The sequence below is a fragment of the Treponema sp. OMZ 788 genome, from assembly GCF_024181245.1.
GTDB lineage: Bacteria > Spirochaetota > Spirochaetia > Treponematales > Treponemataceae > Treponema_B.
In genome coordinates this window covers 608,970-632,836 of sequence record NZ_CP051199.1, presented here as the reverse complement: position 1 = coordinate 632,836, position 23,867 = coordinate 608,970, and the positions used below count along the sequence as shown (strand labels likewise).

Below are 23,867 nucleotides of genomic sequence, written 5' to 3'. Positions count from 1 at the left end.
AAAATTTTTAACCTCTGTGCTATTATATAGCTATGAAAAGTTTAACCCCCTCATTAAAACAGCTTTTAAAAGCTCTTATTATTGTTTTGTCGGTATCGGTTTTTGTTGCCGGTTGTAAAAAAAATGAACAAGGCTTGCAAAATGCAATGGATGATATTGAAAGCGTAAGCTACGGAGCCTTAAAGCGGCTTGAGCCTATCAATGTAATTTTTAAGGAAGAAATAAAAAATCCCGAAAACATCGAAAAGGCCTGCGTTTTTAATCCCAAGCCCACAGGCGAATGGAAGATAATAGGTAAAAATCAAATAAGCTTTATCCCCTCATCGGCCTATAATTTTAAGACTGACCTAAACTTGGATTTGGATGTAGGCCTCCTCTTAGAAAACACCGAAAAGAAAAAGACTGTAAGTCTTACATTCAGCATAGCCCAGCCTGAATTTACTTTTTTATCGGGCGAACTCATTCCTGACGAAAGAAGAGAAAATATTTTTAGATTTGAGGGTATAGGCGAAACGGATATCCCTGAAAACTTATCTTCAATAGAGAAGATGCTTACAGCCGATCTAAAATTGGGAAATACAAAGTCGAACCCGGCAATAAAGGTAAGTCAAGGACCAAATTCCAATCAATATAAGATCATCATAAAAGAAATAAGCAGGAAAAAAGAAGTGCAACATTTAAATATCTCATGGGATCTGGCAGCCCTCGGAGGAGCCGGAGGAGACTCCAGGGGTTTTACTGTTGCTGCCCAGTCGGTTTTTCAGGTAACTTCCTTTTCTCAAGAAACCGGAAGCGAAATAAGCGTAAACTTTTCGGATGCTCTCGACCCGTCACAAGATTTAAGGGGTTTTATAAGAATTGCTTCTTCTCCCGAAATTCCTTTTAGATACAGCATCGACGGATACAAGCTTAAAATATTTTCACAAAGCGGAATATTCCCCGACGATACAAAGATATCGATTCTTCCCGGAATAAAAAACTCAAGAGGAAAAAAGCTTGAAGCTGAGGCTAATTTTTCTATTATGGTTGCTTGGGAAAAACCTATCATACGCTTTACAAAGACCGGAAACATTTTACCGCCAAAAGATATGCAGGTAATTGTTTCTACAACAAACATAAACGGACTCATGCTTGAAGCATTTCAAATTTACGATAAGAACATGACGCAATTTCTTCAAGTAAACAGCATAGAAGGAAACCGAGAACTAAACCGTGTAGGAGAACCTGTTTGGAGACAAAGTTTTGATTTTGAATGGAACAACTCGATGAAGAATAAAACTATTCATCGCTCACTCGATATAAGTAAACTGATAAAAAAATTCCCCGGAGGAATGTTCGAGCTTCGTGCGAGCTTTACAAAAAAACACAGTATGTACCAATCTCCTTCAAAGAATAACGAGTTTGCACACCTTCCATTCCCCAAGGACATAAGCGAACTTGAAAATTTTAAAAACATTGAAACAGATTATTGGAACACTTCGGAGATAGAAGACGAGGATAGATACAACTTTTGGCAGCATAGAGAAAACCCGAATCATCCGGCCTTCTACCTCCCTTCTTACAGTAAATACTGTATGGCGACGAAGAAAGTTCTGGTTTCTAACATAGGCCTATCTGCAAAAAAAAGACAGAGACGGTAAACTCTATATAAGCGCCGCCGACTTATTGACGGCAGAACCTATGAGCGGAGTCAAGATAAGCTTATTCAACTTTGCTCAAAAAGAATTGGAGTCCGGAAAAACCGACAGCGACGGACTTTTGATGCTCAAAAACGAAAACCAAGCATTCCTTATCAAAGCCGAAAAAAACGGAGATGTCAACTGGCTTCCCCTTAATTCCGATATACTTTCTACAAGTCACTTTCAAGTAGAAGGCGAATCTTCAAAAAAAGGAGTCAAGGGCTATATTTACGGGGAGCGCGGAGTTTGGCGGCCCGGTGACGATATTCACCTTGTATTTATTTTACAGGATTTGGAAAAGAACCTCCCCAAAGATTATCCCGTTAAATTCTACCTTGAAGACCCCTTAGGCAAAAAAACGGAGTCCAAGGTCTTTACCTCTTCGGTGGACGGTTTTTACAGAATAGATACTAAAACTAATCCTCAAGACAAGACCGGCACTTGGTATGCAAGGGTTACCGCCGGAGGAAAAACTTGGTCTAAGAGCATAAAGGTTGAAGCCATTGTGCCCAACCGTCTTTTTGTAAATCTTAATCCAAAAGCAAAATATTTTTCGGAAGGATACAATCCGGCTGTAATCGGAGGCGAATGGCTCCACGGAGCTAAGGCCTCAAATCTAAAGGCCGAGATTTCCGCCCGCTATGTCTTAAACAGAAATCCATTTGAAAATTATAAAAACTATAATTTTATAAATCCCGAGCTAAGCGTAAGCCAAGATCAAAATCAAATTTGGGAAGGAAATTTAGACGATTCGGGAAAGGCCGATATAAATCTTTATCTTTCCACGGAAGCTAAATCTCCCGGAAAATTAAAGGCTGTTTTTGAAACAAGGATATACGAACCTTCCGGTGCCTTCTCCATGGAAAACAAGGTCTTCGATTATTCTCCTTATTCCCGTTATGTCGGAATGCAGATTCCTAAAAGCGATGACGAGTACCGCGAGATGCTTTATACGGGAAAAGATCAGAGTTTAAATTTTGCGGTTGTAGACCCTGAGGGAAACCCGATAAAAGAAAATGTAAACTTAAATGTTAGCCTTTATAAACTCGAGTGGTATTGGTGGTGGGAAAAAGATGAAGAAACAGCCAACTATACAAACTCAATACATACCCGTCATGTAAGGGACTGGAGCATATCGGCAAAAGACGGAAAGGCAAGGCTGAACATAAAGGTAGACAACGGAAGCTGGGGCCGATATTTGATTATGGTTTCGGATCCGAGCGGCGGACACAGCTCTGCTCAGGTTGTATACTTTGACTGGGAAGGCTGGGCAAGCCGAAGAACAACTGATGAGTCAAGCGATTCAATCATAATGCTCACAACCGACAAAGCAAAATACTATGCAGACGAAACGGCCGAAATTACCTTCCCCGGTTATGAGGGTGCAAGGGCACTCATCACGGTCGAAAAAAACGGCAAGGTTTTAAAACAAGAATGGGTAAAATCTAAGGGGAAGATTTTTTCGTACAAAATAAAACTGGATCCTTCTATGGCACCGAATATCTACGCGCATGTAAGTTTAATACAGGAGCACAGCCAGACAAAAAACAGCCTCCCCATAAGAATGTACGGTATAACACCGGTAATGATAGAAAACAAATTATCCCGCCTAAGTCCCGTCATAAATACGGAACAAAGCTTTGAACCTAACAGCAAGGTTTCGTTTACGGTAAGCGAAGAAAAGGGAAGACCTATGACCTTTACGGTTGCCGTTGTAGACGAGGGCTTACTTGGACTTACAGCCTTTTATACGGGCAATCCTTGGGACAGCTTTTATAAAAAAGAATCTTCACAAATTGCCTCTTGGGATATTTACAAATACGTAATCGGAGCTCACAGCGGAATGATAGAGTCGATTCTTTCAGTAGGAGGAGGAGGCTTTATAGACAATAAGACCTCAAAGAATGCTGAACGCTTTAAGCCCATAGTTTACTTTTTCGGCCCCTTCGAAATCAAGGCAAAGGAAAAGAAAACAATCGAATTCGATCTTCCTCAATACATCGGAGCCTTGCGCATCATGGCAGTTGCAGGCAAGGACGGAGCCTACGGTATAAAGGAAGAAACCGTAAAGGTAAAAAGCGATCTTATCGTAATGCCGACCCTTCCCCGCACCATGGGCATAGGAGAAACAATAGAGGTTCCCGTAACGGTTTTTAACGGAACCTCTTCCGAAAAAAAAAGTAAGGGTAGTTTTAAAGAGCGAGGGAGCCGTAAACTCAAACGAAACAAAAGAAGTCAGCATCCCTGCAAATTCCGATTCTTCCGTTTTCTTTACGGTAAAAACGGATAAGGGAGGCATCACAAAATTTACGGCGGAAGCTTCAGCCTCAGGCATTTCAAAAACGGCAAAGGCCTTTACGGAAATCGATGTACTTTCCAGAGGAACGCCCTACTCTACGGTTGAGCTTATAAATATCGAAGCCGGAAAAACTTTTGCAAAAACTCTTCCGCTAAAAGGCGAAAACGGAACAAAGAGTTTAAGCGTCGAAATATCCCAAATGCCGGCCCTCGGCCTTGAAAACCGGTTGACCTATCTTTTGGGCTATCCTTACGGCTGCATAGAGCAGATAACTTCCAAGGCCTTCCCGCAGTTATACCTGAACACTATAACGGCCTTAGACCAAACCGAAATCGACAGGGCTAAGAGCAATGTAAACTCGGTTCTGGACCGCTACATAAACTATCAGCTCAGGTCGGGCGGATTCAGCTATTGGCCTGACGGAGGATATGAAAGCGCATGGGCTACAAACTACGCAGGACACTTTATGGTAGAAGCCAAAAAGGCAGGTTACGAAGTAAACGACAGCATTTATCAAAGCTGGCTTTCTCATCAAACCGAAACGGCTAAGAACTGGGCCGGCACCTTTGCAGACAGCATGGAAACTCAAGCCTACCGCCTCTACACCCTCGCCCTCGCAGGCAAAGCCGAAATAGGAGCGATGAACCGCTTAAAAAATATGGAACAAAGCCTTAACTCTGTATCAAGGGCCTTCCTTGCAAACGCTTACAGTCTTGCAGGCCACAACAGTACAGCCAAGACCATGCTCGAAAAACTCTACGAGCCGACTACAGTTTATAGAAGCACAGGAGGAAACTTTTCGTCGAACATAAGAGACCTTGCCTTAATCTTAAATGCCTACACCACGGTCGGCGAAAATGCAAAGACGACAAACCTTATTTCGAAGCTTGCAAAAATTTCTTCAAGCAATGAGTGGCTTTCGACACAGGAAACGGCTTGGCTTCTTTTAGCCCTCGCTCCTCACTATGCCTTTGACAAGAATAAGAGTGTAAGCTACGAAATTGTAACCGAAGCAAACGTCATCAAAGATAAATTAAACAATGCCTCAAAGCTTCATAAGATTCCTGTAAATACCGAGACGGCAAAAAAGATAGAAATTAAAAATACGGGAAACGCACCTATCTTTGCAGCAATCAACACAGCAGGAAGGCTTAACCCCGGAAGCGAAACACGGATTGAAGAAAACTTAAAGCTCGATATTGTCTATAAAAATGAGGACGGGCAGGAAGTTTCTCCTGACAACTTAAAAAAAGGACAGAGGTTTAAGATGAGTGTAAGAGTTCACAATAAGACCCAAGGAGCTCTTGAAAACCTTACCCTTTCAATCCCCATCCCGACAGGCTGGGAGATTACAAACACAAGGCTCGGAGGAGATGACGATACGGATTCGGAAGACAAGCGTAACACAAAACGTCTATACGACTTCCAAGATTTAAGGGACACCCATATTTACACCCACTTTGCCTTGGACGGCTACGGCACAAAGGCCTTTGAATTTACCGGAACCGTAACTTACGGAGGAGAATACTATATACCTGCAATCTTTGCCGAGGCAATGTACGATTACGCCTATAGGGCCATCCACCCCGGCACAAGGGTAAAGGCTTTTGAGTAATATGCACATTGACGAATTTATACAAGCTGCAAAAAAGAACGATGTTGGACTGATAAAAGCTTATTTACAAAACGGCTTTGATATTAATACTCAAGACAAGGACGGATTTACGGCTGTTATGAAAACAGCCGAATTCGGCCATAAGGCCTTATTTTGGTTTTTAATCGAAAAAGGAGCAGATGTTTTAATTAAAGCGGATTATAATTTTTCGATAATTCACGCCGTCGCTTTAGGCGGCGACAAAAAAATGCTTGACTATGTAATCTCAAAAGGTGCCTGCATAGATGAAAAAGTTACAGAAGGAGAACAGAGCGGCATGACAATAAAAGATTACGCTCTTTTAGCAAAGAATGATGAATTAAATGATTACTTAAAATCTTTATAACTCATAGGAGGTCTTATGAAACTTTACGATTTAATTGCAGAAAATTACGAGGATATTTTTCCTCTCGAAAAAGAAAAAAGTTGACTTTATTAAAACTTTTTGTAAAGAAGGAAAAATTCTTGATGCAGGATGTGCAACGGGAGAACTTTGTTTTACTCTTTTAAATGAAGGTTTTACACCAATCGGAATAGACCTAAACACAAAAATGATTTCGATTGCACAAAATAAAATAAGTCCTGCCGCTTCAAACATAAGATTTGAAGTTGAGGACATGCTCAATATTGTAAAATTCGGGCAATTCAATGCCGTATTCTGTTTCGGCAACACTCTTCCCCACCTAAAAAATAGGGATGAAGTTTTTTTATTTTTTTCTCATATTTATAAAAGTCTTTTAGAAGACGGAGTTTTTATTTTTCAAATATTAAATTACGATAAAATTATTTCAGAACAAAAGATGAATTTTAAAATAATCGAAAACGGGAATTTGATTTTTAAACGTTCCTATGATTTTGCAGAACAAGAAAGGCTTAAATTTATCATAAACTTTACGGATAAAAAAAATAACGAAAGTCTATCAGATCATACTTTTTTGCTCCCCCTAAAACAGGAATTTTTAAAAGAAAGTTTAAAAAAAGTAGGCTTTAAAAAGATAGGCTGCTATTCGGATTATAATTTTACCCCAAGCGATCTAACGGAATACTCGACAATCTACGCTGCAGAAAAATAAAATATTAAAGTATAAAGAAACCGTTAAAAATTCACCGCAAAGCCTTGAACGGCATTGCGGTGATTAAAGTAAAAAAAACTACTTATTTATCCCAACCATGTTAAGAATAAAGGCGTATTCAAAGGCAGTGTCCTTAATCCTGTCATAGCGGCCTGTAGCACCTCCGTGGCCTGAATCCATATTCATGCGGAGGATTAAAATATTATCTCCAGTTTTATTTGCACGCAGCTTTGCCGTGTACTTTGCAGGCTCGTGGAACAGAACTTGTGAATCATTTAAGCCGCCCGTCACAAGAATGTGCGGATAATTTTTTGCTTCGATATTGTCATAGGGAGAATACGAAAGCATGTAGTTATAGTACTCCTCCTCGTTCGGGTTGCCCCACTCTTCGTATTCTCCTGTGGTAAGAGGCAAGGAATCATCGAGCATGGTGGTAACAACGTCTATAAAGGGAACGGCAGCTACAACCGAATGGAAAAGATCAGGACGCATGTTTGTAACGGCTCCCATAAGAAGACCGCCCGCACTTCCGCCCATGATTGCAATTTTTTCCGAAGAAGTATATTTTTGAGAAATCAGATGCTCGGCACAGGCGATAAAGTCGGTAAAGGTGTTTTTCTTCTTTAAGAGCTTACCGTCCTCATACCATTGCTCTCCCATGTCGCTTCCGCCTCTGATTTGGGCAACTATGTACACAAAGCCCCGCTCGACAAGGCTGTAAACACTAGGACTAAAATACACATCTGAGCTGTAGCCGTAGCTTCCGTAAGAGTAAAGAAGGGCGGGAGCCGCCCCATTCTTTGCCAAGCCTTTTTTGTAAACGGCAGCCATAGGCACCTTCACTCCGTCTTTTGCCTGAGCCCAAAGCCTCTCCACAGTGTAGTCATCGGGATTAAAGCCTGACGGAACTTCCTGCTGTTTTAAGAGCACAGATTTTCCTGCTTCTATATCGTAATCGTATAAGCTGTTCGGGCGGTTTAAGGAGGTGTAATTATATCGAACCTTGCAGGATGTGTATTCAGGGTTAGCTCCCAAATAAGCCGTATAAACCGGTTCCGGGAAGGAAATGTTTTTTACCTCTCCGGTTTTAAGGGATTTAACTTCAATCTCGATAAGGCCGCTTTTGCGGAGCTCTAAAACAAGGCAGCCTTCAAAAACGGACACGTCTTCGATGCGTACATTTTCGTCATGGGCTCTTTCTTCCTTCCATGTGGATTTATCGGAATATGAAGAAAGAGGAGCGGAGTAGATCTTGCCGTTTAAGTTTTGCTTGTCCTTCCAGCGGATAAAAAACTTTTCCTTGTGAGGATAAACAAAATACTCAATACCCTTAACTCGCGGAAGGAAGATTGTAAATTCCGAATGAGGCTTATCGGCGCGTATAAAACGCTCTTCGGAGGTGGTGGAGCTTCCGCTTGTTATAAAAATAAATTCCCTTGTCTTTGTTTCATGCACATAGCAGGAAAACTTTGCATCCTTTTCTTCATAAACAAGAGTTCCTTTTTCTTCATTAAGACCTTGGCGGAAGATTTTGCTTGAACGCAAGGTGCTGTCGATTGCACTGTAAAAAAGAGTTTCGCTGTCCGAAGACCAAGCAACGGAAACGGCTCCGTCATAACTCAAACTTAAATCTTTTCCCGTTTCCAAATCGCGTATTTTTAAAGTGAACTCGGCAAAGGAGCCTGTTTCGTTATAAAGATAAACAGCCTTTTTATTATCGGGACTTATCGTATAATCGTCGAAGATAAAGGCTTGCTTGCCTTCCGCCATTTTATTTACATCGAAGATAATTTCTTCAGCTGAATCAAGCGATGATTTTTTTCTGCAATAGGTTCTGTATTGTTTTCCCTTTTCGACACGGCTATAGTAATAATAACCGTTTTCAAAAACGGGATAGGTTTCATCATCTTCTTTTATGCGGCCTACAATTTCATCGTAAATACTATTTTGTAAATCTTTTGACGAAGCCATTATCTTATCAGTATAAGCATTTTCGGCATTTAAATAATCTATAACCTTTTTATCGGTTTTGTCCTTAAGCCAATAATAATTATCGGTTCTTGTTTTTTCAAATTTCTCAAAATTCGTTGCCCTTATTTCTGCAATAGGCGGTTTTTCAAAATCTGATTGTTTCAATTTGTTTCTCCTAAATTTTTGTAAATATGTTAGTACAATATTATGCTTGTATACTTGAGCCTACATTATAAGGAGATAAAGGCTTTCCGTCTATAGGGGAAAAAGACATAGCTAAGACGCATATCCAACTTGTTCTTATTCTTATCTTATGCTATAATAAAAACACAGGAGGCATAGCTATGAGTAGTTCAAACCGCAAATACAAAGACTCGGTTTTGTCGACCTTTTCAGCGAAGACGAAAAAGCAAAAGAAAACTTTTTATCTCTTTATAATGCCTTGCATGGTACAAACTTACAAATGTCGTGTCCGGTAGAAAATATAAAACTTGATAATGTTATGTACATGAACATAATCAACGATGTTTCCTGCCTTGTAGACGGTAAAATTATCGTATTGGCTGAACATCAATCCACAATCAATGAAAACATGCCTTTGCGCTTCTTACAATATATAGCAAGGCTATACGAAAAACTTCAAAAACCGACTGATAGGTATTTAAAAAAGTTATCAAAAATACCTACACCGGAATTCTATGTTTTTTACAATGGTAAAGAAGACTATCCTGAAACTACAACGCTAAAGTTGTCGGATGCTTTTATTACGAAACCTGAACGGATACCGTTGGAACTTGAAGTAAAAGTATTTAACATAAACAAAAGCAAGGGAGCAGAAGTATTAAACCGTTGTAAGCCGCTTGAAGAATACAGCCTCTTTGTAGAAGAGGTAAGAAAGCAAACTCAATTCGATCCTGAAAACGGCTTTACCAATGCGGTAAAAATATGCATAGAAAAAGGAATCTTAAGAGAATATTTAATGAGAAAATCACGGGAGGTAATCAATATGTTAGTAGCCGAATATGATTATGATACGGACATAGCAGTACAAAGGCAAGAAAGCTTAATGATTGGTATACAGCAAGGCCTTGAGCAAGGTATATCACAAGGCATCGAACGAGGTTCTTACCAAACTAAACTTGAAACAGCAAAAAACCTAGCGGAAATGGGTTTTGCCTTAGAGGCAATTTCAAAAGCTACCGGTTTGAGCATTGAAGAAATTGAAGCTCTATAAAAAGCAAAAAAACGCCCTTGCAATTTTGCCCTTAATCCTGTATACTATTGCTATGTTAAAGACTGCTAAAAGTTACATAATTTATAAAAAACTTAATAAAAAGCACTTGACACAAAAAACCGGAGGCTCTAAAATTCGCAGCCTCGCAGCCTCGCAGCCTCGCCCAAAAATTAAACCACCGGCATCCGTGCCGGTTAATGAATGTCCAAATAAAATTAAATATAAACTACTCAAAAATCGCCCAAGAACAGCGAGTCTTTCAAAATCGGCCTCTCTGCCCTTGGGCTTTTTTTATACTCGTTCAAAAATATACATCCTTGTACATTTTTGAGCTTCAAGCTTTAGCCTTTCGGCTAAAACATCACATATAACACCCCCGAACATCCTGTTCGCCAAAGAGGCGGAAGCGGACACGGATGTCAGTGGTTAGGACTTCGAGAGTTTTGCTGCAAGCAAAACTCTAATAGGAATTGACCTTAATTCTTAATTAAGCATTGTAAATTGAATATTTTAAGGAGAAAAATTTATGAATAATAAAGATCTTGAAAAAGAACTATTAAATCTTGTATGTAAACCTATAAACCCGAAGTTACAAATAACAAAAAAGTCAACGCCTATTCCTTTTTTCGGTAATTACAAAAAAGCCAAGGTGTATACAATTTCATTAAATCCAAGCGATAGAGAATTTTATGATAAGAAAAATAATTTGCTAATTGGTGAAAAAAAGCGTTTATGCTCACGGGAAGTCTTTGGAAAGAAAGATGAGGATTCTCTTTCAGAAAATGAAGGGTTTCAAGTCCTAGAGGCTTGTGAAAAATACTTTGATAATAATCCATATAGATCATGGTTTGATAAATTTAATCGGTTTTTACTTAGTTTTGATTCATCGTATTCTTATTATGAAGGAACTGTTGTTGCTTTAGATTTAGTCCAATGGGCGACAACCGCAAAATGGTCAGCTCTTCAGGAAGATATTAAAAATAAATTATTAGAATCAAGCCTTCCTTATTTAAAAAAATTATTTGCAAGAAGAAACATAGATAAAATTTTTTTAAACGGAAAAACTGTATATTCAGTAATTAAAAAAGAATTAAATTGTAATTTTATTGAAAAATCTATAAAAATTAAAGAAAAAAATATTAAGGTATATTTAGGAAGATTTAATAATATTGATGTAATTGGCTGGAATATATATTTGCAATCTCAAATAGGTTTATCATCCAACGATATTATAAATATTGGGTCTTTAATTCGAGCCGAATATGACAAATGGCATAATAAGAGTTAATTTATAAATACTTAAATCCCGCTTAAATACTATTATCTTTTTTTCCCTTATGCTATAATACCTCCCGGAGAACAAAAAGAATGTATTTTCCTGAACAGCTGCCTAAAAAGAAAATCTTAAAAGCCCTACTCCCGGCCCTTATTTTTACCCTCATAGTTTTATTGTCAATAGTTTTTTTTACTCCCGACTTTAAAAACGATTATTCTTTTACCCTATACAGCTTTGACGGGAAACTATTGGGGGCCTCAGCCGCACAGGACGGACAGTGGCGGTTCCCTCAAAGTTCAAAACTATCTGAAAAATACAAGGAAGCCCTCCTCACATACGAGGACAAAAACTTTTATTTTCATTTCGGAATAGATCCCCTTTCGGTTTTTAGGGCGGTCAAAGAAAATATGGTAAACGGAAAAATAGTTTCGGGGGCTTCGACAATTACGATGCAGACCGCCCGCCTTTCAGAAAAAAATTCTTTAAGGACTTTTAAGCAAAAACTAAAAGAAAGTTTTTTGTCTCTTTTTTTGGAGCTTTCCTATTCAAAAGAAAATATCCTTAATCTTTATTCTTCCCATGCGCCCTACGGCGGAAACGTGGTCGGGCTTGAAGCCGCCTCATGGAGGTACTTCGGAAGAAGTCCCGATGACTTAACATGGGCAGAAGCGGCCTGCTTGGCGGTTCTTCCTAATCAGCCCTCTCTCGTCCGCCCGGGAAAGGGAAGCGAAATCTTAAAACAAAAAAGAGATAATCTTTTATACAATCTTTTTTTGCAAAAAAAAATAGATGAAGAAACCTATGAGCTTTCCCTTGTAGAGCCTCTTCCCGATAAGCCTAAGGCCCTTCCGCAAAAGGCCTACCACTACCTTGAGCTTTTAAAAACACAAAGCACCTATCAAAAAAACATAAGCAGTCTGGATGCTTCTTTACAGGAAATAGTTTTTGAAATTGCAGATCATCATTTTAAAAGAAATCTTTTAAGCGGAGTTTACAACACGGCAGTTTTAATTTTAGATACCGAAACGGGAAAGCCCTTAGCCTATATAGGAAACACAGGCCTTCAAAGCCCGAATGCAAAAAAACGAACATGTCGATATGATTCATGCAAGGCGGAGTTCGGGGAGCTTACTAAAACCTTTTTTGTTCGCGGCCATGCTCGACGCGGGAATGATTTTACCTGATCAGCTCCTCATCGATATTCCGACAAAGATTGCAGGCTACACGCCTCAAAACAGTAACTACACATATTCGGGAGCAATCCCTGCCCGAAAGGCTCTTTCATATTCCTTGAACATTCCCTTTATACGGGCCTTACGAGAATTTACCGTACCTGCCTTTTTGGATATTCTAAAGCGGTCGGGCTTTACCACCTTTAACCGCTCTGCCGATGACTACGGCCTTCCCTTGATTTTAGGCGGAGGAGAGATAACGCTTTACGAAATTACAAACACTTACAGGAAGATGATGTTAAGGGCGCAAAACAAGCTTGGCGAAAAAATTCCTTTTTCTTCCGCTGCCTGTAGGATCACCATGGATGTCCTCACCGAGGGAAACCGGCCTGAAGAAGAAGCCGTCTGGCAGCTCTATGCAGAAAATCAAAAAATTGCATGGAAGACCGGAACAAGTTACGGAAACAAGGATGCTTGGACCATAGGCATTACGCCGAAATATTCCGTGGGTGTTTGGTGCGGAAACGCCTCAGGCGAAGGAAGGCCGGAAATTACAAGCACAAAACTCGCTGCCCCCATCCTCTTTGAAATTTTTAATATTCTTCCAAAGTCAGAATGGCCGGAGCAAGAGTTAAAGGACTTTGAATTTATCAAAACTTGTGCTGATTCGGGCTATCCTGCAGGAGAGTTTTGCAACAGCACAAAAGCGGTTTTAAAACCGAGGGAAAGTCATTGCCAAGACACCTGCCTTTACTGTAAAAGCGTTTCTTTAAGTCCCGACGGCAAGTTTCAGGTTAAGGCAAACGACATAAACGAATTACCTAAAATAGAAAAAAGGTTCGTCCTTCCGGCTGCTGCGGAATATTTTTATAAACAGGGTCATCCCGAGTATAAGCCCCTCCCCCAATGGCTTCCTAAAAGCACAGCATCAAATAAGGGTGAGTTTGAAATTCTATTTCCCGAAGACGGAACATCGGTTTATATCCCGACAGAGCTTGACGGCTCTCTCGGTGCCTTGGTTGCAGAAGCCGCTCATAAAAATCCTGAGGCGGTAATTTACTGGGATTTGGATGGAGAATATTTAGGAAGCACTAAGACTTATCATCAAATGAAGATTCAGGCTGTAAGGGGGAGGCATGAGCTCACCCTTACAGACAATCGTGGAAATACCCGCAAAAGAATTTTTTACGTCTTAAACGAAAATTAGTCCTTGAGCATTACTTGAAGCACAACCTCGTCGGTCTTGTGCATTCCCTCGGCGGCGACAACCCCGATACCGGCTATGGTTTTTTCGATGTCGTCCTTAACCACACCGTCGCCCCCTGCAAAGAAGTTTCCGTCCATTGCAAGCTCATGAGCAAAGAGGGCCGAATCCAAGGCAGAAGCAATTTTGGCAGCACAGGATTGCTTGGCTCCGTCACAAAGAATTCCCGATACGGTTCCCAGAGTGTTTGCTATTGTTCCGCAAACCTGTTCATAAGAGCCGCCCTTCATATAAGTAATGGCAGCGGCACAGGCAGCACCGGCAGTTACGGCTCCGCAATAGGCAGAGAGCCTTCCGATTCCCGTTTTTTGGTGAATGGCTAAAAGATTGCTTACAATTAAACAGCGGATCAGTTTTTCTTCGCTTATCTTATTTTCTCTGGCATATACGACAACCGGAACAGAAACGGCTAAGCCCTGATTTCCGCTTCCTGAATTGGTAATAACGGGATAAGAACAGCCGCACATACGGGCATCGGAGGCAGCGGCCACTTCGCCTTCAGCCTGAACCTTAATCGAAAAACCGTCTCCCTTTCTTTGATTATATTTTAAAATATTTTTTCCGGTTTCAATACCGTAAGAATTTTTTAAACCGTCTTCTGAAACACGCATATTATATTCTATCTGCCTGTTTATTATCGGAGCCACTTCATCGATGGGAACGGTATCGGCAAATTCCAATATATCTTTTACATTTAAGCAAGACCTGTCTGTCAAGGCTCCTGCGGCAGATGTTAAGCTAAAAGGTTTTTCAAAAATAATTTCATCATTCTTTTTAAGAAGAACGATATTGGTATGCTGATGGATTAGCTCGGCAACTCCCTTATCTCCGTTTAGTTTTCCGGTAATCCTTATGTGAAGGCTCGCGGGTGTATCCATTAGCTTAAGTTTAGTGCAGGACTTGGCCAAATACTCATGAGCCAGCTTTACATGTTCCTCAGTAACATCGGCCAAAACTTCCAAGCCCTTATCGGCATTTCCTCCGATAAGACCTATCAATGTTGAAGCCTCCATTCCCTTCATTCCGCCGGTATTAGGCACAATAACCGACTTTGCATTTTTTATTATATTACCGCTGCTTTCAATCAAGATTTCATCGGGAATGCCTCCCATGATCTTGCGTAAATTGGCAGCCGTGTAAGCAATTGCTATAGGTTCAGTACAACCAAGCGCCGGAACCAATTCTTCTTTTAAAATTTGAACATACTTTTCTTTTTTTGCGTTATCCAAGCTCATACTCTTTCTCCAAGTTAAAATTATAACTCAAGTATTTTATTCATATATTAAACTCATGTCAACATATTGCAGATAATTATTGGTTACCTTTTACAATTGTCCGGGCCAATCTAAAGCCCAAAATATATCCGGGATTTACAGGCACTGCATATCCCCAAGATTGAACACGGGAAAAACTTAACCCCTGCTTTACCGAACCGCTTTTTATGATACGAGGTCTGCCACCTACATTATTGATAGGATCAGTAAAATCTCCGGGCTGTCTGCTGTTGTATCTGTCAAAACACCATTCCCAGCAATTTCCCGACATATCATGGAGGCCAAGCCTATTCGGCTTTTTTTGGCCTATTGGATGAATATCTATAATTTCGCCCGAAGAGCCTATATTAAATACAGAGCTGTTATCCCTGTACCAAGCATATTCTCCGGCTTTTTCAATGTCGTCAGTTCCTGCAAATCCGAAATTCCAATCGGCAGCTTTTATATCTCCGCCTCGTGCAGCAAACTCCCATTCGGCCTCAGTCGGCAAGCGGTAGCCGTTATTTTTCATCCGTACATCAGGACTTTCGCTCTTTGTAATATCCAAGGCACTCCTCACAACTTTTCCGTCATAATAATAAACAGGATCAAGCCCTTCTTTTTCGCTTAAAGCATTGCACCAAATAACAGCATCACTCCACGACATTTTTGTTACGGGATAGACTCCGGCCTTTACTGTATTATAAACTTTTCCCAGTTTTTCGGCCTTTTTCTTTAATTCAGGAATCTCATACATTGCTTCAGGATCTGCCGAAGCCCCCATATAAATACCCGGCTGTCCTAAGGACTGGAATTCATATTTATGTCCGCTTTCTTTGATAATCCACTCATAGACCTCATTCCAAAATGAATATGAAACTTCATACTTGCCTATTTCGTAAGGGCTCAAGGTAATTTTTCTGCCTGAGGTAAAAAAGCCTTCCGAACCTTCGCCTTCTATTGTTACCGGTTTTTCAATGACGGTTATCATAGTCTTAAAATTTTCGATTGAATCATAAGGATGATTGACAATTTTTTGTCTGGTCGCAAATAAAATCCCGCCTATCAAAAGAACCGAAAGCAAAAAATAAATAAAAGTCTCGTTTTTATAAGTTCCGGGATTTTTTATAGCCTGTAAGATATTTTTTATAAGCTTCATACTTTCCCCATAGGTAAAAATTTATCAAAAGTTTATAACATATTGAAGCAAAAAAATCAATCGGAATATTTCAATATTTAACTTTTGAGGTTTCTTCTAAAATGTAAATTTATAAAAAAATTATTGAAAATTTTATTTTTATGGATTATACTATTTTTATGGAGGATGATTTATGCAGACAATTTATCAAACAATGAGTGACGGCTCGGCTATTGCAGTTCATCAGTGGCTGACTAAAAAAAGGCCTAGGGCCGTAATTCATATAGTTCACGGCATGGCAGAACATGCTTTAAGATATGCCGGCTTTGCAGAAGATGCATGTACACGAGGCTTTACGGTATTTGCACCGGATCACCGAGGCCACGGTAAAACTTGCGGAAATATAATGCAAAAAGGCTACCTTGCCGATAATGACGGTTTTAAGCGTGTAGTAGAAGATCAAAAAGAAATAAATGAAGAAATTAAAAAGCTTTATCCCGATACACCTATTATAATACTAGGCCACTCTTTCGGTTCTTTTATAACTCAAAACTATATAGAAAACTACGGTAAAACCGTTAATGCCGCTATCTTGGTGGGAAGTGCAGGCCCGAACCCTATGATGAGCATTGCAGGTCTTGCCGCCGGCCTAAATAAAATCTTTTCGGGAAGAAAAAAGCCCTCCAAATTTATGGACAAGCTTAGTTTTAGTGCCTACAACAAAACTGTAGATTCCCCAAAAACAAATTTTGACTGGCTTTCGAGAGATGAAAAAGAGGTTCAAAAATACATTGATGATGAATTTTGCGGCTTTGTATGCACTGTAGGTTTTTACCAGGATTTGGTTAAAGGATTAAAAGAAACACATAGAAAAACAGAAATGGCAAAAATTCCCGCGGAGCTGCCTATTCTCATTACCTCAGGCGGCAGAGACCCTGTTTCAAATCTGGGTAAGAGCGTAAAAAAACTATACGATATTTACAAGGCCAACGGCATAAGCGACCTTAACTTAAAACTATATGAAGGAGCCCGACATGAAATCTTAAACGAAACCAACAAAGAAGAAGTTAAGGCCGATATATTTGAATGGATAGAAAAAAGGCTATAACATAAAACCGGATTACATCTGTTCTTCGGTTTTTTCGGTTTTATCCTTTGTTTTTCTTAAGTTATATTTTTGGATATGCTCTTGAGTTCTTTTATAGTCCTTCCTTGCAAGGACAAGATACTTAGGAGCAAGGCCTGCACCGCCGGCAGTTTCGTATCTTTCAATAATGGCTTTAAGCATATCATCAGCTTCAAGCCACTTTTTTTGATTTATGTAAATATGGGCAATTTCATATTCTGCAGCAGTTTTAATCGAAGGATCATTCCCATAACGCTTTATAACAATTCTATAATATTCAAGGGCATTTCGTAAATAACCGTTATCAACCTCTTCTTGAGCTCTTTGATTTAACTCAATTGGTGTAAGATTTGCAGGAACGGTTTCGTCGGTAGGCAAACTTGAACACGAAAAAAGCAAAAATGATGCAGCCGTCAAAACTGCAAAACCGATTAAATTAAAAATAAAGGATTTAGCCCCAATTTTTTTTGTCATTTTTATTCTCCAAATTTTATTTAAAATCTATTATCAATATATCCTAAACAAATGATATTGCAAAAAGTATCATCCGTTTAATATAAGCATTTATTCACGGATGACCGTAATCTCAACACGCCTGTTTTTTGCCCTATTTTTTTCATTATCGCTTGGAGCCAAGGGTCTTGTACTTCCGTAGCCGGTAGTCATTATCCTTGAGCGGTCAATTCCTCTTTTAGAAATTGCATCTGCAATTCTTTCAGCTCTTCTTACGGAAAGAATTTTTTCGTCCTCAGGTCTATTAAGATCTGCCGTATGACCCTCAATCAAAAACTTTGTATAGGGACCAAGCTTTAAAAGAGCTTCGGCAATTAGATCGATCTTTCCCATTTCTTGAGGAAGAACATCAGGCATATCTGCAACAAAGCGGATATCGTACATCGTTATCTTGATGATATTTTTAGGATTGGATAACTCAATTCCTTTTTCTTTGTGTTTTTCAAGCAGGAGTTCAATGTCATGATAAGCAAAGTAATAGTTTTCATCCGGAAGATTAAAGGGATCGGTTACCCGAAGCATATCCTCATCACATATTATCACAACCCTCCCCTCTTCTAAAAGCTTTAAGTTTTCAGGTCTCGACAAAATACGGCTGCTATCTTCCATAGAGATAATCGGGTCAGTTCTATTTTGACCGAAAACCCCTCTTGCTATGATACGCAGGGGTTCTGTACCGACATATTCCCTATAAAGTTCTTCATTCAAACTTGAAGAATATAAAACAATTCCCAGTTTTTTTGCAATTTTAGGATCTACCATATTTTTTTCATATATCGTAGACATATCTGTATTCCAAATTTTAGGGAAAATACAGGGCTGAAGTTTTTCCTTTGTGTACTCCCCATGAACAGGCAGCAAACCTCTAGCATCTATTAAAATACCGGTATAAGCCTTGCTTACCGTGGTACTTGGGGGGATTAAAGGAACATAAGGCGTAGAATGCTTGATAAAAAGTTTTGCAATTTCATGCATTTCGGTGCTTGTTGTAATCATAGCATGAGATAGATCATTTGAAAAATGAGGATTTTTATAATTCCCCTTTTCAATTATCTTGTTTATGGTGTTTAAATTTACTTTTTCTTCGGCAAGATAGTTTCCCAAACGGTGCGATGAGTCGACTATAACCGAAAGATAAATATCCTTTAAAAGAGACGGCATGTATTTTTCTATTGTGTTAAAAGCCGCATCTCTGTCGCTCGGAAGATAAAACCCGCTCTTATTTATATCAAGTTTTATCAAGGATTCGATTGTGCCGGTTTTCCAGTTTTGTACAGAAGAAGATTCAAGAAAAGGCTCATAGGCGTTTAAGGCTAAACTAAAAAGGAAAAAAAACAAAAAAAAGCCGCTTAAAGCCTTGGCATTTTTTAAAGCTTTGTTTTTATTTAAAAATTTATTCATTTGCTTTATCCCCTTGCTTATCAGTTTATTATCGGCACCTTTAGTTTTTGACCTAAGGAAAGCACCGAATTTACTTCTATTCCGTTTTTTGAGGCAAGAGTTTCAACTTGAACATCATGTTTTAAGGCTATCGACCAAAGGGTATCTCCCTTTTGAATTATGTATATACCATTAAATTCAACATTTTGATCGTCTTTTTTACGCCTGTATGAATTCACCGTTTTTAAGGCCGGTATCCTAAGCACCTGTCCTATCCTAAGAGCCGAAGCCTTGATACCGGGATTATAGTTTATAATGGACTTAATGCTTACGCCGTAGTGTTTTGACAAGGCGTACAATGTATCACCGGATCTTATCTTATAACTGTAATATTTTATAAGAAGGGTGTTTTTTGAAAGCAAATCCTGAACAGCCTCCTTATGTTCCATAGGAATACGCAGATTATATTTTACATTGGGAGGTGTAATATTAAATTTTAAGGACGGATTAAGGGCCGAAAAAAGATCGGTGTCGGCCTTAACTTTTTCTGCAAGTAAAATAAGATCAACAGAGCGTTTTATCGGAATAAGCTCTGTGGCTTCATAATCAAGAGCTTCGCCCCAATCAATACCGTATTTTTCGCTATTCATAAGAATTTCTGCAATAGCTAAAAATTTGGCAACATAGAGGGCTGTTTCGGTTTTTAGGAATTTCTTTTCAGCCAGGTACCAATAGTTTCGGCTTCCTGCCTTTTTTATTGCCTTGTCCAAGGCCCCTACCCCGCAGTTATAAGCCGCAAGAGCCAAGTACCAGTCATTATAATAATTATAATTCCATTTAAGTTTTTTTACCGCGGCGGCACTAGCCTTCCAAGGATCCCGTCTTTCATCCATCCATTCATCAATTTGAATATCATAGCCGCCTATACTGTTCCGCATAAATTGCCAAATGCCTACAGCCCCGGACTTTGAAACAGCCTTAGGTGAAAAGCCCGATTCTATTACCGGTAAAAATAAGAGTTCAGGCGGGAGATTTTCCCTGCGTAATTCTTCAATAATAAAATTCCGGTAAGGGATAGATCTTTGCATTATCGCTTCCAAATATCTTAAGCCGTTTTGATTAAGATACTGATTTCTAAATTTTTCAATTAGAGGATACTTCGGAGGAACAATAACCATACCGTGAAGCGATTTTTGACGGTTATAAACTAGGGAGACCTTGCTAAACTGTCTGAGTTTAGCGGATTCGTCCTCTGCAAAATTTAAAGAGGCTGAATGAATGAAATTAAAACTAAAAAAAATAAAGACTATAAAAAAAAGCCGTATTTTCACTAAATTTTTTCTCCGTAGTAAATGCCTGCCCACTCCCATCTTCCATGAATTTCAGGATCTGCCGGGAAGTTTACCTTCCTAAAATACAGGTACCATATTCTTGAATATTGATTCCAGCCTGAGGTTTTAAGATAGGCTTCGTAGGGTGTAGAAGAAGGGTCTATCTCCGGTTCTATTTTTATATAGCTTCCGCGCATAAAATTTCGTAAAGAAAAATCGGGAGAACCGTAAATATCAGAAAGCTCCTGCTTCCATGCCATCGAAAAAAAGTTGACCTTTGAGCGGTATCTTTCCAAGGTATCAAAGTCCTTCCTTTGAATTGCAGCCTTTATAATCGATAAAAGTTCGTCAAGGCTTTCCATAGTCCAGCTCTTTGTTGAAGAGCTGTAGTCCACGATTTTTCGGGCATAACCGTAATTGTCGGGAATACCGGGTATAACCAAGTCGAAACGGCCGAGGCCTATAAATTTTGAATAGCTTTGAATCGCCAAATGCCATTCTCCGAGTTTTTCGTAATTTTGTGCAAGCATAAAATAAGAATAAGCCGGATCTATGCTGTCATAAAAGTTGGAAAGCAAAAGAGAATAATACTCTACAAGGCGCTTGGGATCAGTTGTTATGTTTATCAAATTTTTTAAGCTCAAATACTGAATGGACTTTCCGGAGATTTCCATATCCTTATCCAGTTTTATAACTCTTTCAAAAAAATAGGCGGCCGGCTCATTCATTTTTTGTTCCATGTATTCGTTTGCCAGCATTAAAAGCCAATACCCCTTATAAGTGTCATCAGGGTCATTTTCTACAAGGGAGCTTAAAAAGACAATCAAAAGCTTATGCTTTTTTTTAACCTTGAGATTTTTTGCTATTCTATCCTTAACGGCAAAGCTCATTTCCTTGCTTTCCGTCTTTTTTAAGACTTCAATAAGAGTTCTTTGCTCGTCTTTTAAGTTATCCATATCATCATATAAATAAAAATCGGGATCTTGTTTGCAGCTTATAAAAATAAGACAAAGCATGAACATCAAAATAAGTTTATTTTTCATTTGCGTTATAATATCATTTTCTCCCTAAAAGTACAATAAGGACTTAAAACTTCTAATCAAGGAGCTTTATGTTTTAAAGCCTTTGTTAAAAGGCTGTCTAAAAGATTTGAAAATTTGTGAATCTCCTTTTTGCCGAAAGAGGCAGTTTTTTCCGGAGCGAGACCGTTGGCTTGAAGCTCATACATGAAATTCCTTGCAGACAGGTAGGTATTTATATTATCGCGGGTAAAAATAGTTCCCCTGTCGTTTATAACATAAAGCCCTTTATCTACCAAAAGTTTCGCCAAGGGGATATCCCTCGTTATAGCCAAATCTCCCTCAGCCGAGTTTTCGGTTATGTAGAGGTCGGCCGCCTGTTCCGTATTTTCGGTAACGATCATGCTTGAACCCTTAGGCACGGGGATTTCCCTGTTTGCTGCAAAGATTACGGGCAGATTTAGACGTTCTCCCGCCTTGGCCGTAATTTGTCTTATTCTTACAGGGCACGAGTCGGCATCCACCCAGATTTTCATATTACCTCATTGATTTTTTCTATCATCCGCATAGCGGATTTTTCTATGTCACAAGCTTTTTGGATAAGATCTTGTGAATTTTGTTCCGAAAATTCTTCCTTGTAAAGCTCATCGGTAATTAAAATGCCCGTAAGAATGGCAAGTTTTAAAGGATCGGTAACCTTTGAGCTTTGCCTCACTTGATCTAAAACATTTAGATAGTGATTGTAAATTCTATTCAGATATTCATGAGTTTCGTTAGCTTGAATGGCAAAGGAAGTTCCCAATACATCTATATTTAATTGTCCTTTGCTCATTTTGCCTAAAATATATCCATCTGTTTACTTGTATCGGAAGTTTGTCCAAGTACATCGTCAAGATCTTTTTGAAGATTACCGGAACCGGGGTCTTCCGAAACAGGATCTGCTGCAGGAGCTTGTTGTAAAGGGGGGGTAGGAGGAGGTGAAAAAGACTCCGGTTCAGATTCGGCTGAAACAGGGACTGCAGTTTCAAATTCAGAGGCAGAAGGCCTCATTTCGTGTTTTTTTGTATAAGAGGCATCCTCAAACGCACTTAATTGATTAAGTGCGTTGATTATTCCTTCCTCGATCTTAGATTGGTCATCCTTAAAAGTTACTATAAGCTTCTCTAATTCGGCAATCCGCTTGTCTCTAGCTTCAATTTCCTTTTTTAGAGAATCTTTTTCGGTATGAAGGCTTTTTATCATCTGTACAGCCCTTTCTACCTTGTTTTCAAGGAGCCTTACCTGATCGAGATTGAGCATATTAGACTCCTAAAGCCTTTTTTGAAGCTTCTACGACAGCCTTAAAAGCGGCAGGATCTTCGATTGCCATGTTTGACAGGGCCTTTCTGTTTAATTGGATTCCGGCCTTGTTCATTCCGGCAATAAAGCGTGAATAAGAAATACCCTCAGCTCTAACGGCTGCATTGATACGGGTAATCCATATCTGCCTCATATCGCTTTTTTTATCTTTTCGTCCTACATAACTGTGAAGCAAGGCCTTTCGAACTGCATCGCGGGCTGCCTTAAAGTTGGTACCACGGCGGCCTCTAAAGCCCTTGGCTTGCTTCAATATAGCTTTTCTTCTTGTAATTCTTCTATCACTGCTTGTTGATCTTGACATTATAAACTCCTGACTTCTATTTCAAATAAATTAACCGTAGGGCAATAGCTGCTTTCGCATCTTCATGCTGTCAGCCTCTGAAAGAATGGCCGATTTCTTAAGACGGCGTACCCGTTTTTGAGATTTTTTAGTCATAATATGACCCTTGTTCATCTGCTTGTATTTTACCTTACCGCTTGCAGTAAGAGAAAATCTCTTTTTAGCAGCTCTTTTGCTCTTCATCTTAGGCATAAGTACCTCCAAAAATTATCATAAGCTTATTTTTTTTGCTTGGGACTCAATGTCATAGACATTGTCCGTCCCTCCATAGCAGGTTTTTTCTCGAGGGTACAGACTTCTTCACCCCCCAGTTTTTCCAAAACCTTGTTTAAAACTTCATAACCGAGCTCTGTATGAGCAAGTTCGCGTCCCCAAAAACGCACGGTTACCTTTACTTTATCGCCGCCGTCAAGGAATTTTTTGATATGTGCGGATTTAAACTCAAGATCATGGTCGTGTATCTTAGGCTGCATTCTGATTTCTCTCATCATTTGCTGCTTTTGATTTTTCTTGGAGTCACGGAGCTTTTTCTCCATTTGAAATCGATATTTACCGTAATCTATTATTTTGCAAACCGGAGGCTTCGCGGTAGGTGCAACTTCAACAAGGTCAAGCCCGGCTTCTGCGGCCATTTTTACAGCCTCAATAGTGGGAACAATACCTGCTTGTTCGCCATTAACCCCAATTAACCTAACCTCTCTTACGCGGATTTGATCATTTATCCGCAAACCTTTTACTTCAGCCAACGATTCTCCTTCTGCACCTTCCTTAAGCGTGCGATATAAT

At 39.4% G+C, this 23,867-nt stretch carries 17 protein-coding genes and 3 pseudogenes; 7 read left to right on the top strand and 13 right to left on the bottom strand.

All coding sequences use genetic code 11. From position 1 onward, the window contains the following. Nucleotides 1-32 precede the first annotated feature (32 nt). From E4O00_RS14135 to E4O00_RS02930, 3 genes and pseudogenes are all read left to right on the top strand, one after another. Nucleotides 33-5,593, top strand: a pseudogene (locus E4O00_RS14135) (alpha-2-macroglobulin). A 1-nt stretch (nucleotide 5,594) separates the two neighbouring features. After that, the gene (locus E4O00_RS02935; RefSeq protein ID WP_253679627.1) at nucleotides 5,595-5,978 is read left to right on the top strand and encodes an ankyrin repeat domain-containing protein; all 384 of its coding nucleotides are present in this window, start codon (nucleotides 5,595-5,597) and stop codon (nucleotides 5,976-5,978) included. A gap of 34 nt (nucleotides 5,979-6,012) precedes the next feature. Continuing rightward, nucleotides 6,013-6,705, top strand: coding sequence for a class I SAM-dependent methyltransferase (locus E4O00_RS02930; protein ID WP_253678493.1), 693 nt, complete (start codon nucleotides 6,013-6,015; stop codon nucleotides 6,703-6,705). A gap of 78 nt (nucleotides 6,706-6,783) precedes the next feature. Here the strand turns inward: E4O00_RS02930 and E4O00_RS02925 are convergent, their stop codons facing one another. Continuing rightward, the gene (locus E4O00_RS02925; protein ID WP_253678492.1) at nucleotides 6,784-8,841 is read right to left on the bottom strand and encodes a S9 family peptidase; all 2,058 of its coding nucleotides are present in this window, start codon (nucleotides 8,839-8,841) and stop codon (nucleotides 6,784-6,786) included. A 179-nt stretch (nucleotides 8,842-9,020) separates the two neighbouring features. On the opposite strand from E4O00_RS02925, the pseudogene E4O00_RS02920 reads away from it, so the two are divergent. The 3 genes and pseudogenes from E4O00_RS02920 (at nucleotide 9,021) to pbpC (ending at nucleotide 13,565) form a co-directional block, all read left to right on the top strand. After that, nucleotides 9,021-9,910: pseudogene (locus tag E4O00_RS02920) on the top strand (Rpn family recombination-promoting nuclease/putative transposase). A gap of 526 nt (nucleotides 9,911-10,436) precedes the next feature. Continuing rightward, nucleotides 10,437-11,198, top strand: coding sequence for a hypothetical protein (locus tag E4O00_RS02915; RefSeq protein ID WP_253678491.1), 762 nt, complete (start codon nucleotides 10,437-10,439; stop codon nucleotides 11,196-11,198). Nucleotides 11,199-11,278: 80 nt separating this feature from the next. Then, a pseudogene (gene pbpC, locus E4O00_RS14130) lies at nucleotides 11,279-13,565 on the top strand (penicillin-binding protein 1C). On the opposite strand, the gene E4O00_RS02900 reads toward pbpC, so the two are convergent. Together E4O00_RS02900 and E4O00_RS02895 are read right to left on the bottom strand one after the other, a co-directional pair. Continuing rightward, entirely contained in the window at nucleotides 13,562-14,857 is a 1,296-nt protein-coding gene (locus tag E4O00_RS02900; protein ID WP_253678488.1) for an L-cysteine desulfidase family protein, read from the bottom strand. The pseudogene pbpC and the gene E4O00_RS02900 sit on opposite strands and share 4 nt — an antisense overlap. 76 nt (nucleotides 14,858-14,933) lie before the next feature. Then, the gene (locus tag E4O00_RS02895) at nucleotides 14,934-16,034 is read right to left on the bottom strand and encodes a formylglycine-generating enzyme family protein (protein ID WP_253678487.1); all 1,101 of its coding nucleotides are present in this window, start codon (nucleotides 16,032-16,034) and stop codon (nucleotides 14,934-14,936) included. Between the two features lie 172 nt (nucleotides 16,035-16,206). Between E4O00_RS02895 and E4O00_RS02890 the strand changes: the two genes are divergently transcribed. Beyond that, on the top strand, nucleotides 16,207-17,121 hold the full coding sequence (locus E4O00_RS02890; protein ID WP_253678486.1) for an alpha/beta hydrolase: 915 nt from the start codon (nucleotides 16,207-16,209) through the stop codon (nucleotides 17,119-17,121). A gap of 12 nt (nucleotides 17,122-17,133) precedes the next feature. Here the strand turns inward: E4O00_RS02890 and E4O00_RS02885 are convergent, their stop codons facing one another. The 10 genes from E4O00_RS02885 to infC all read right to left on the bottom strand — a co-directional run bounded on the left by E4O00_RS02885 (nucleotide 17,134) and on the right by infC (nucleotide 23,827). Further along, entirely contained in the window at nucleotides 17,134-17,613 is a 480-nt protein-coding gene (locus E4O00_RS02885) for an outer membrane protein assembly factor BamD (RefSeq protein ID WP_253678485.1), read from the bottom strand. Between the two features lie 90 nt (nucleotides 17,614-17,703). Beyond that, nucleotides 17,704-19,053 (bottom strand): OmpA family protein, encoded by a 1,350-nt coding sequence (locus tag E4O00_RS02880; protein ID WP_253678484.1) that lies wholly within the window; start codon nucleotides 19,051-19,053, stop codon nucleotides 17,704-17,706. A gap of 20 nt (nucleotides 19,054-19,073) precedes the next feature. Continuing rightward, nucleotides 19,074-20,363, bottom strand: coding sequence for a lytic transglycosylase domain-containing protein (locus E4O00_RS02875; protein WP_253678483.1), 1,290 nt, complete (start codon nucleotides 20,361-20,363; stop codon nucleotides 19,074-19,076). Further along, nucleotides 20,363-21,406, bottom strand: coding sequence for a tetratricopeptide repeat protein (locus E4O00_RS02870; RefSeq protein WP_253678482.1), 1,044 nt, complete (start codon nucleotides 21,404-21,406; stop codon nucleotides 20,363-20,365). The genes E4O00_RS02875 and E4O00_RS02870 overlap by 1 nt, the downstream gene beginning before the upstream one ends. Before the next feature lie 56 nt (nucleotides 21,407-21,462). Beyond that, nucleotides 21,463-21,918, bottom strand: a complete 456-nt coding sequence (locus tag E4O00_RS02865; RefSeq protein WP_253678481.1) for a YaiI/YqxD family protein — start codon at nucleotides 21,916-21,918, stop codon at nucleotides 21,463-21,465. Then, a complete protein-coding gene (gene zapA / locus E4O00_RS02860; protein ID WP_253678480.1) occupies nucleotides 21,915-22,214 on the bottom strand; it encodes a cell division protein ZapA in 300 nt (99 codons plus the stop codon). The genes E4O00_RS02865 and zapA overlap by 4 nt, the downstream gene beginning before the upstream one ends. Nucleotides 22,215-22,219: 5 nt before the next feature. Continuing rightward, nucleotides 22,220-22,681 (bottom strand): cell division protein ZapB, encoded by a 462-nt coding sequence (locus E4O00_RS02855; RefSeq protein WP_253678479.1) that lies wholly within the window; start codon nucleotides 22,679-22,681, stop codon nucleotides 22,220-22,222. Between the two features lies 1 nt (nucleotide 22,682). Then, the gene (gene rplT, locus E4O00_RS02850) at nucleotides 22,683-23,042 is read right to left on the bottom strand and encodes a 50S ribosomal protein L20 (protein WP_253678478.1); all 360 of its coding nucleotides are present in this window, start codon (nucleotides 23,040-23,042) and stop codon (nucleotides 22,683-22,685) included. Between the two features lie 30 nt (nucleotides 23,043-23,072). Next, nucleotides 23,073-23,273: a 50S ribosomal protein L35 gene (rpmI, locus tag E4O00_RS02845; protein ID WP_002668131.1), complete on the bottom strand. Its 201-nt coding sequence runs from the start codon at nucleotides 23,271-23,273 to the stop codon at nucleotides 23,073-23,075. A 26-nt stretch (nucleotides 23,274-23,299) separates the two neighbouring features. Further along, nucleotides 23,300-23,827, bottom strand: coding sequence for a translation initiation factor IF-3 (gene infC, locus E4O00_RS02840; RefSeq protein WP_253678477.1), 528 nt, complete (start codon nucleotides 23,825-23,827; stop codon nucleotides 23,300-23,302). Between the last annotated feature and the right edge of the window lie 40 nt (nucleotides 23,828-23,867).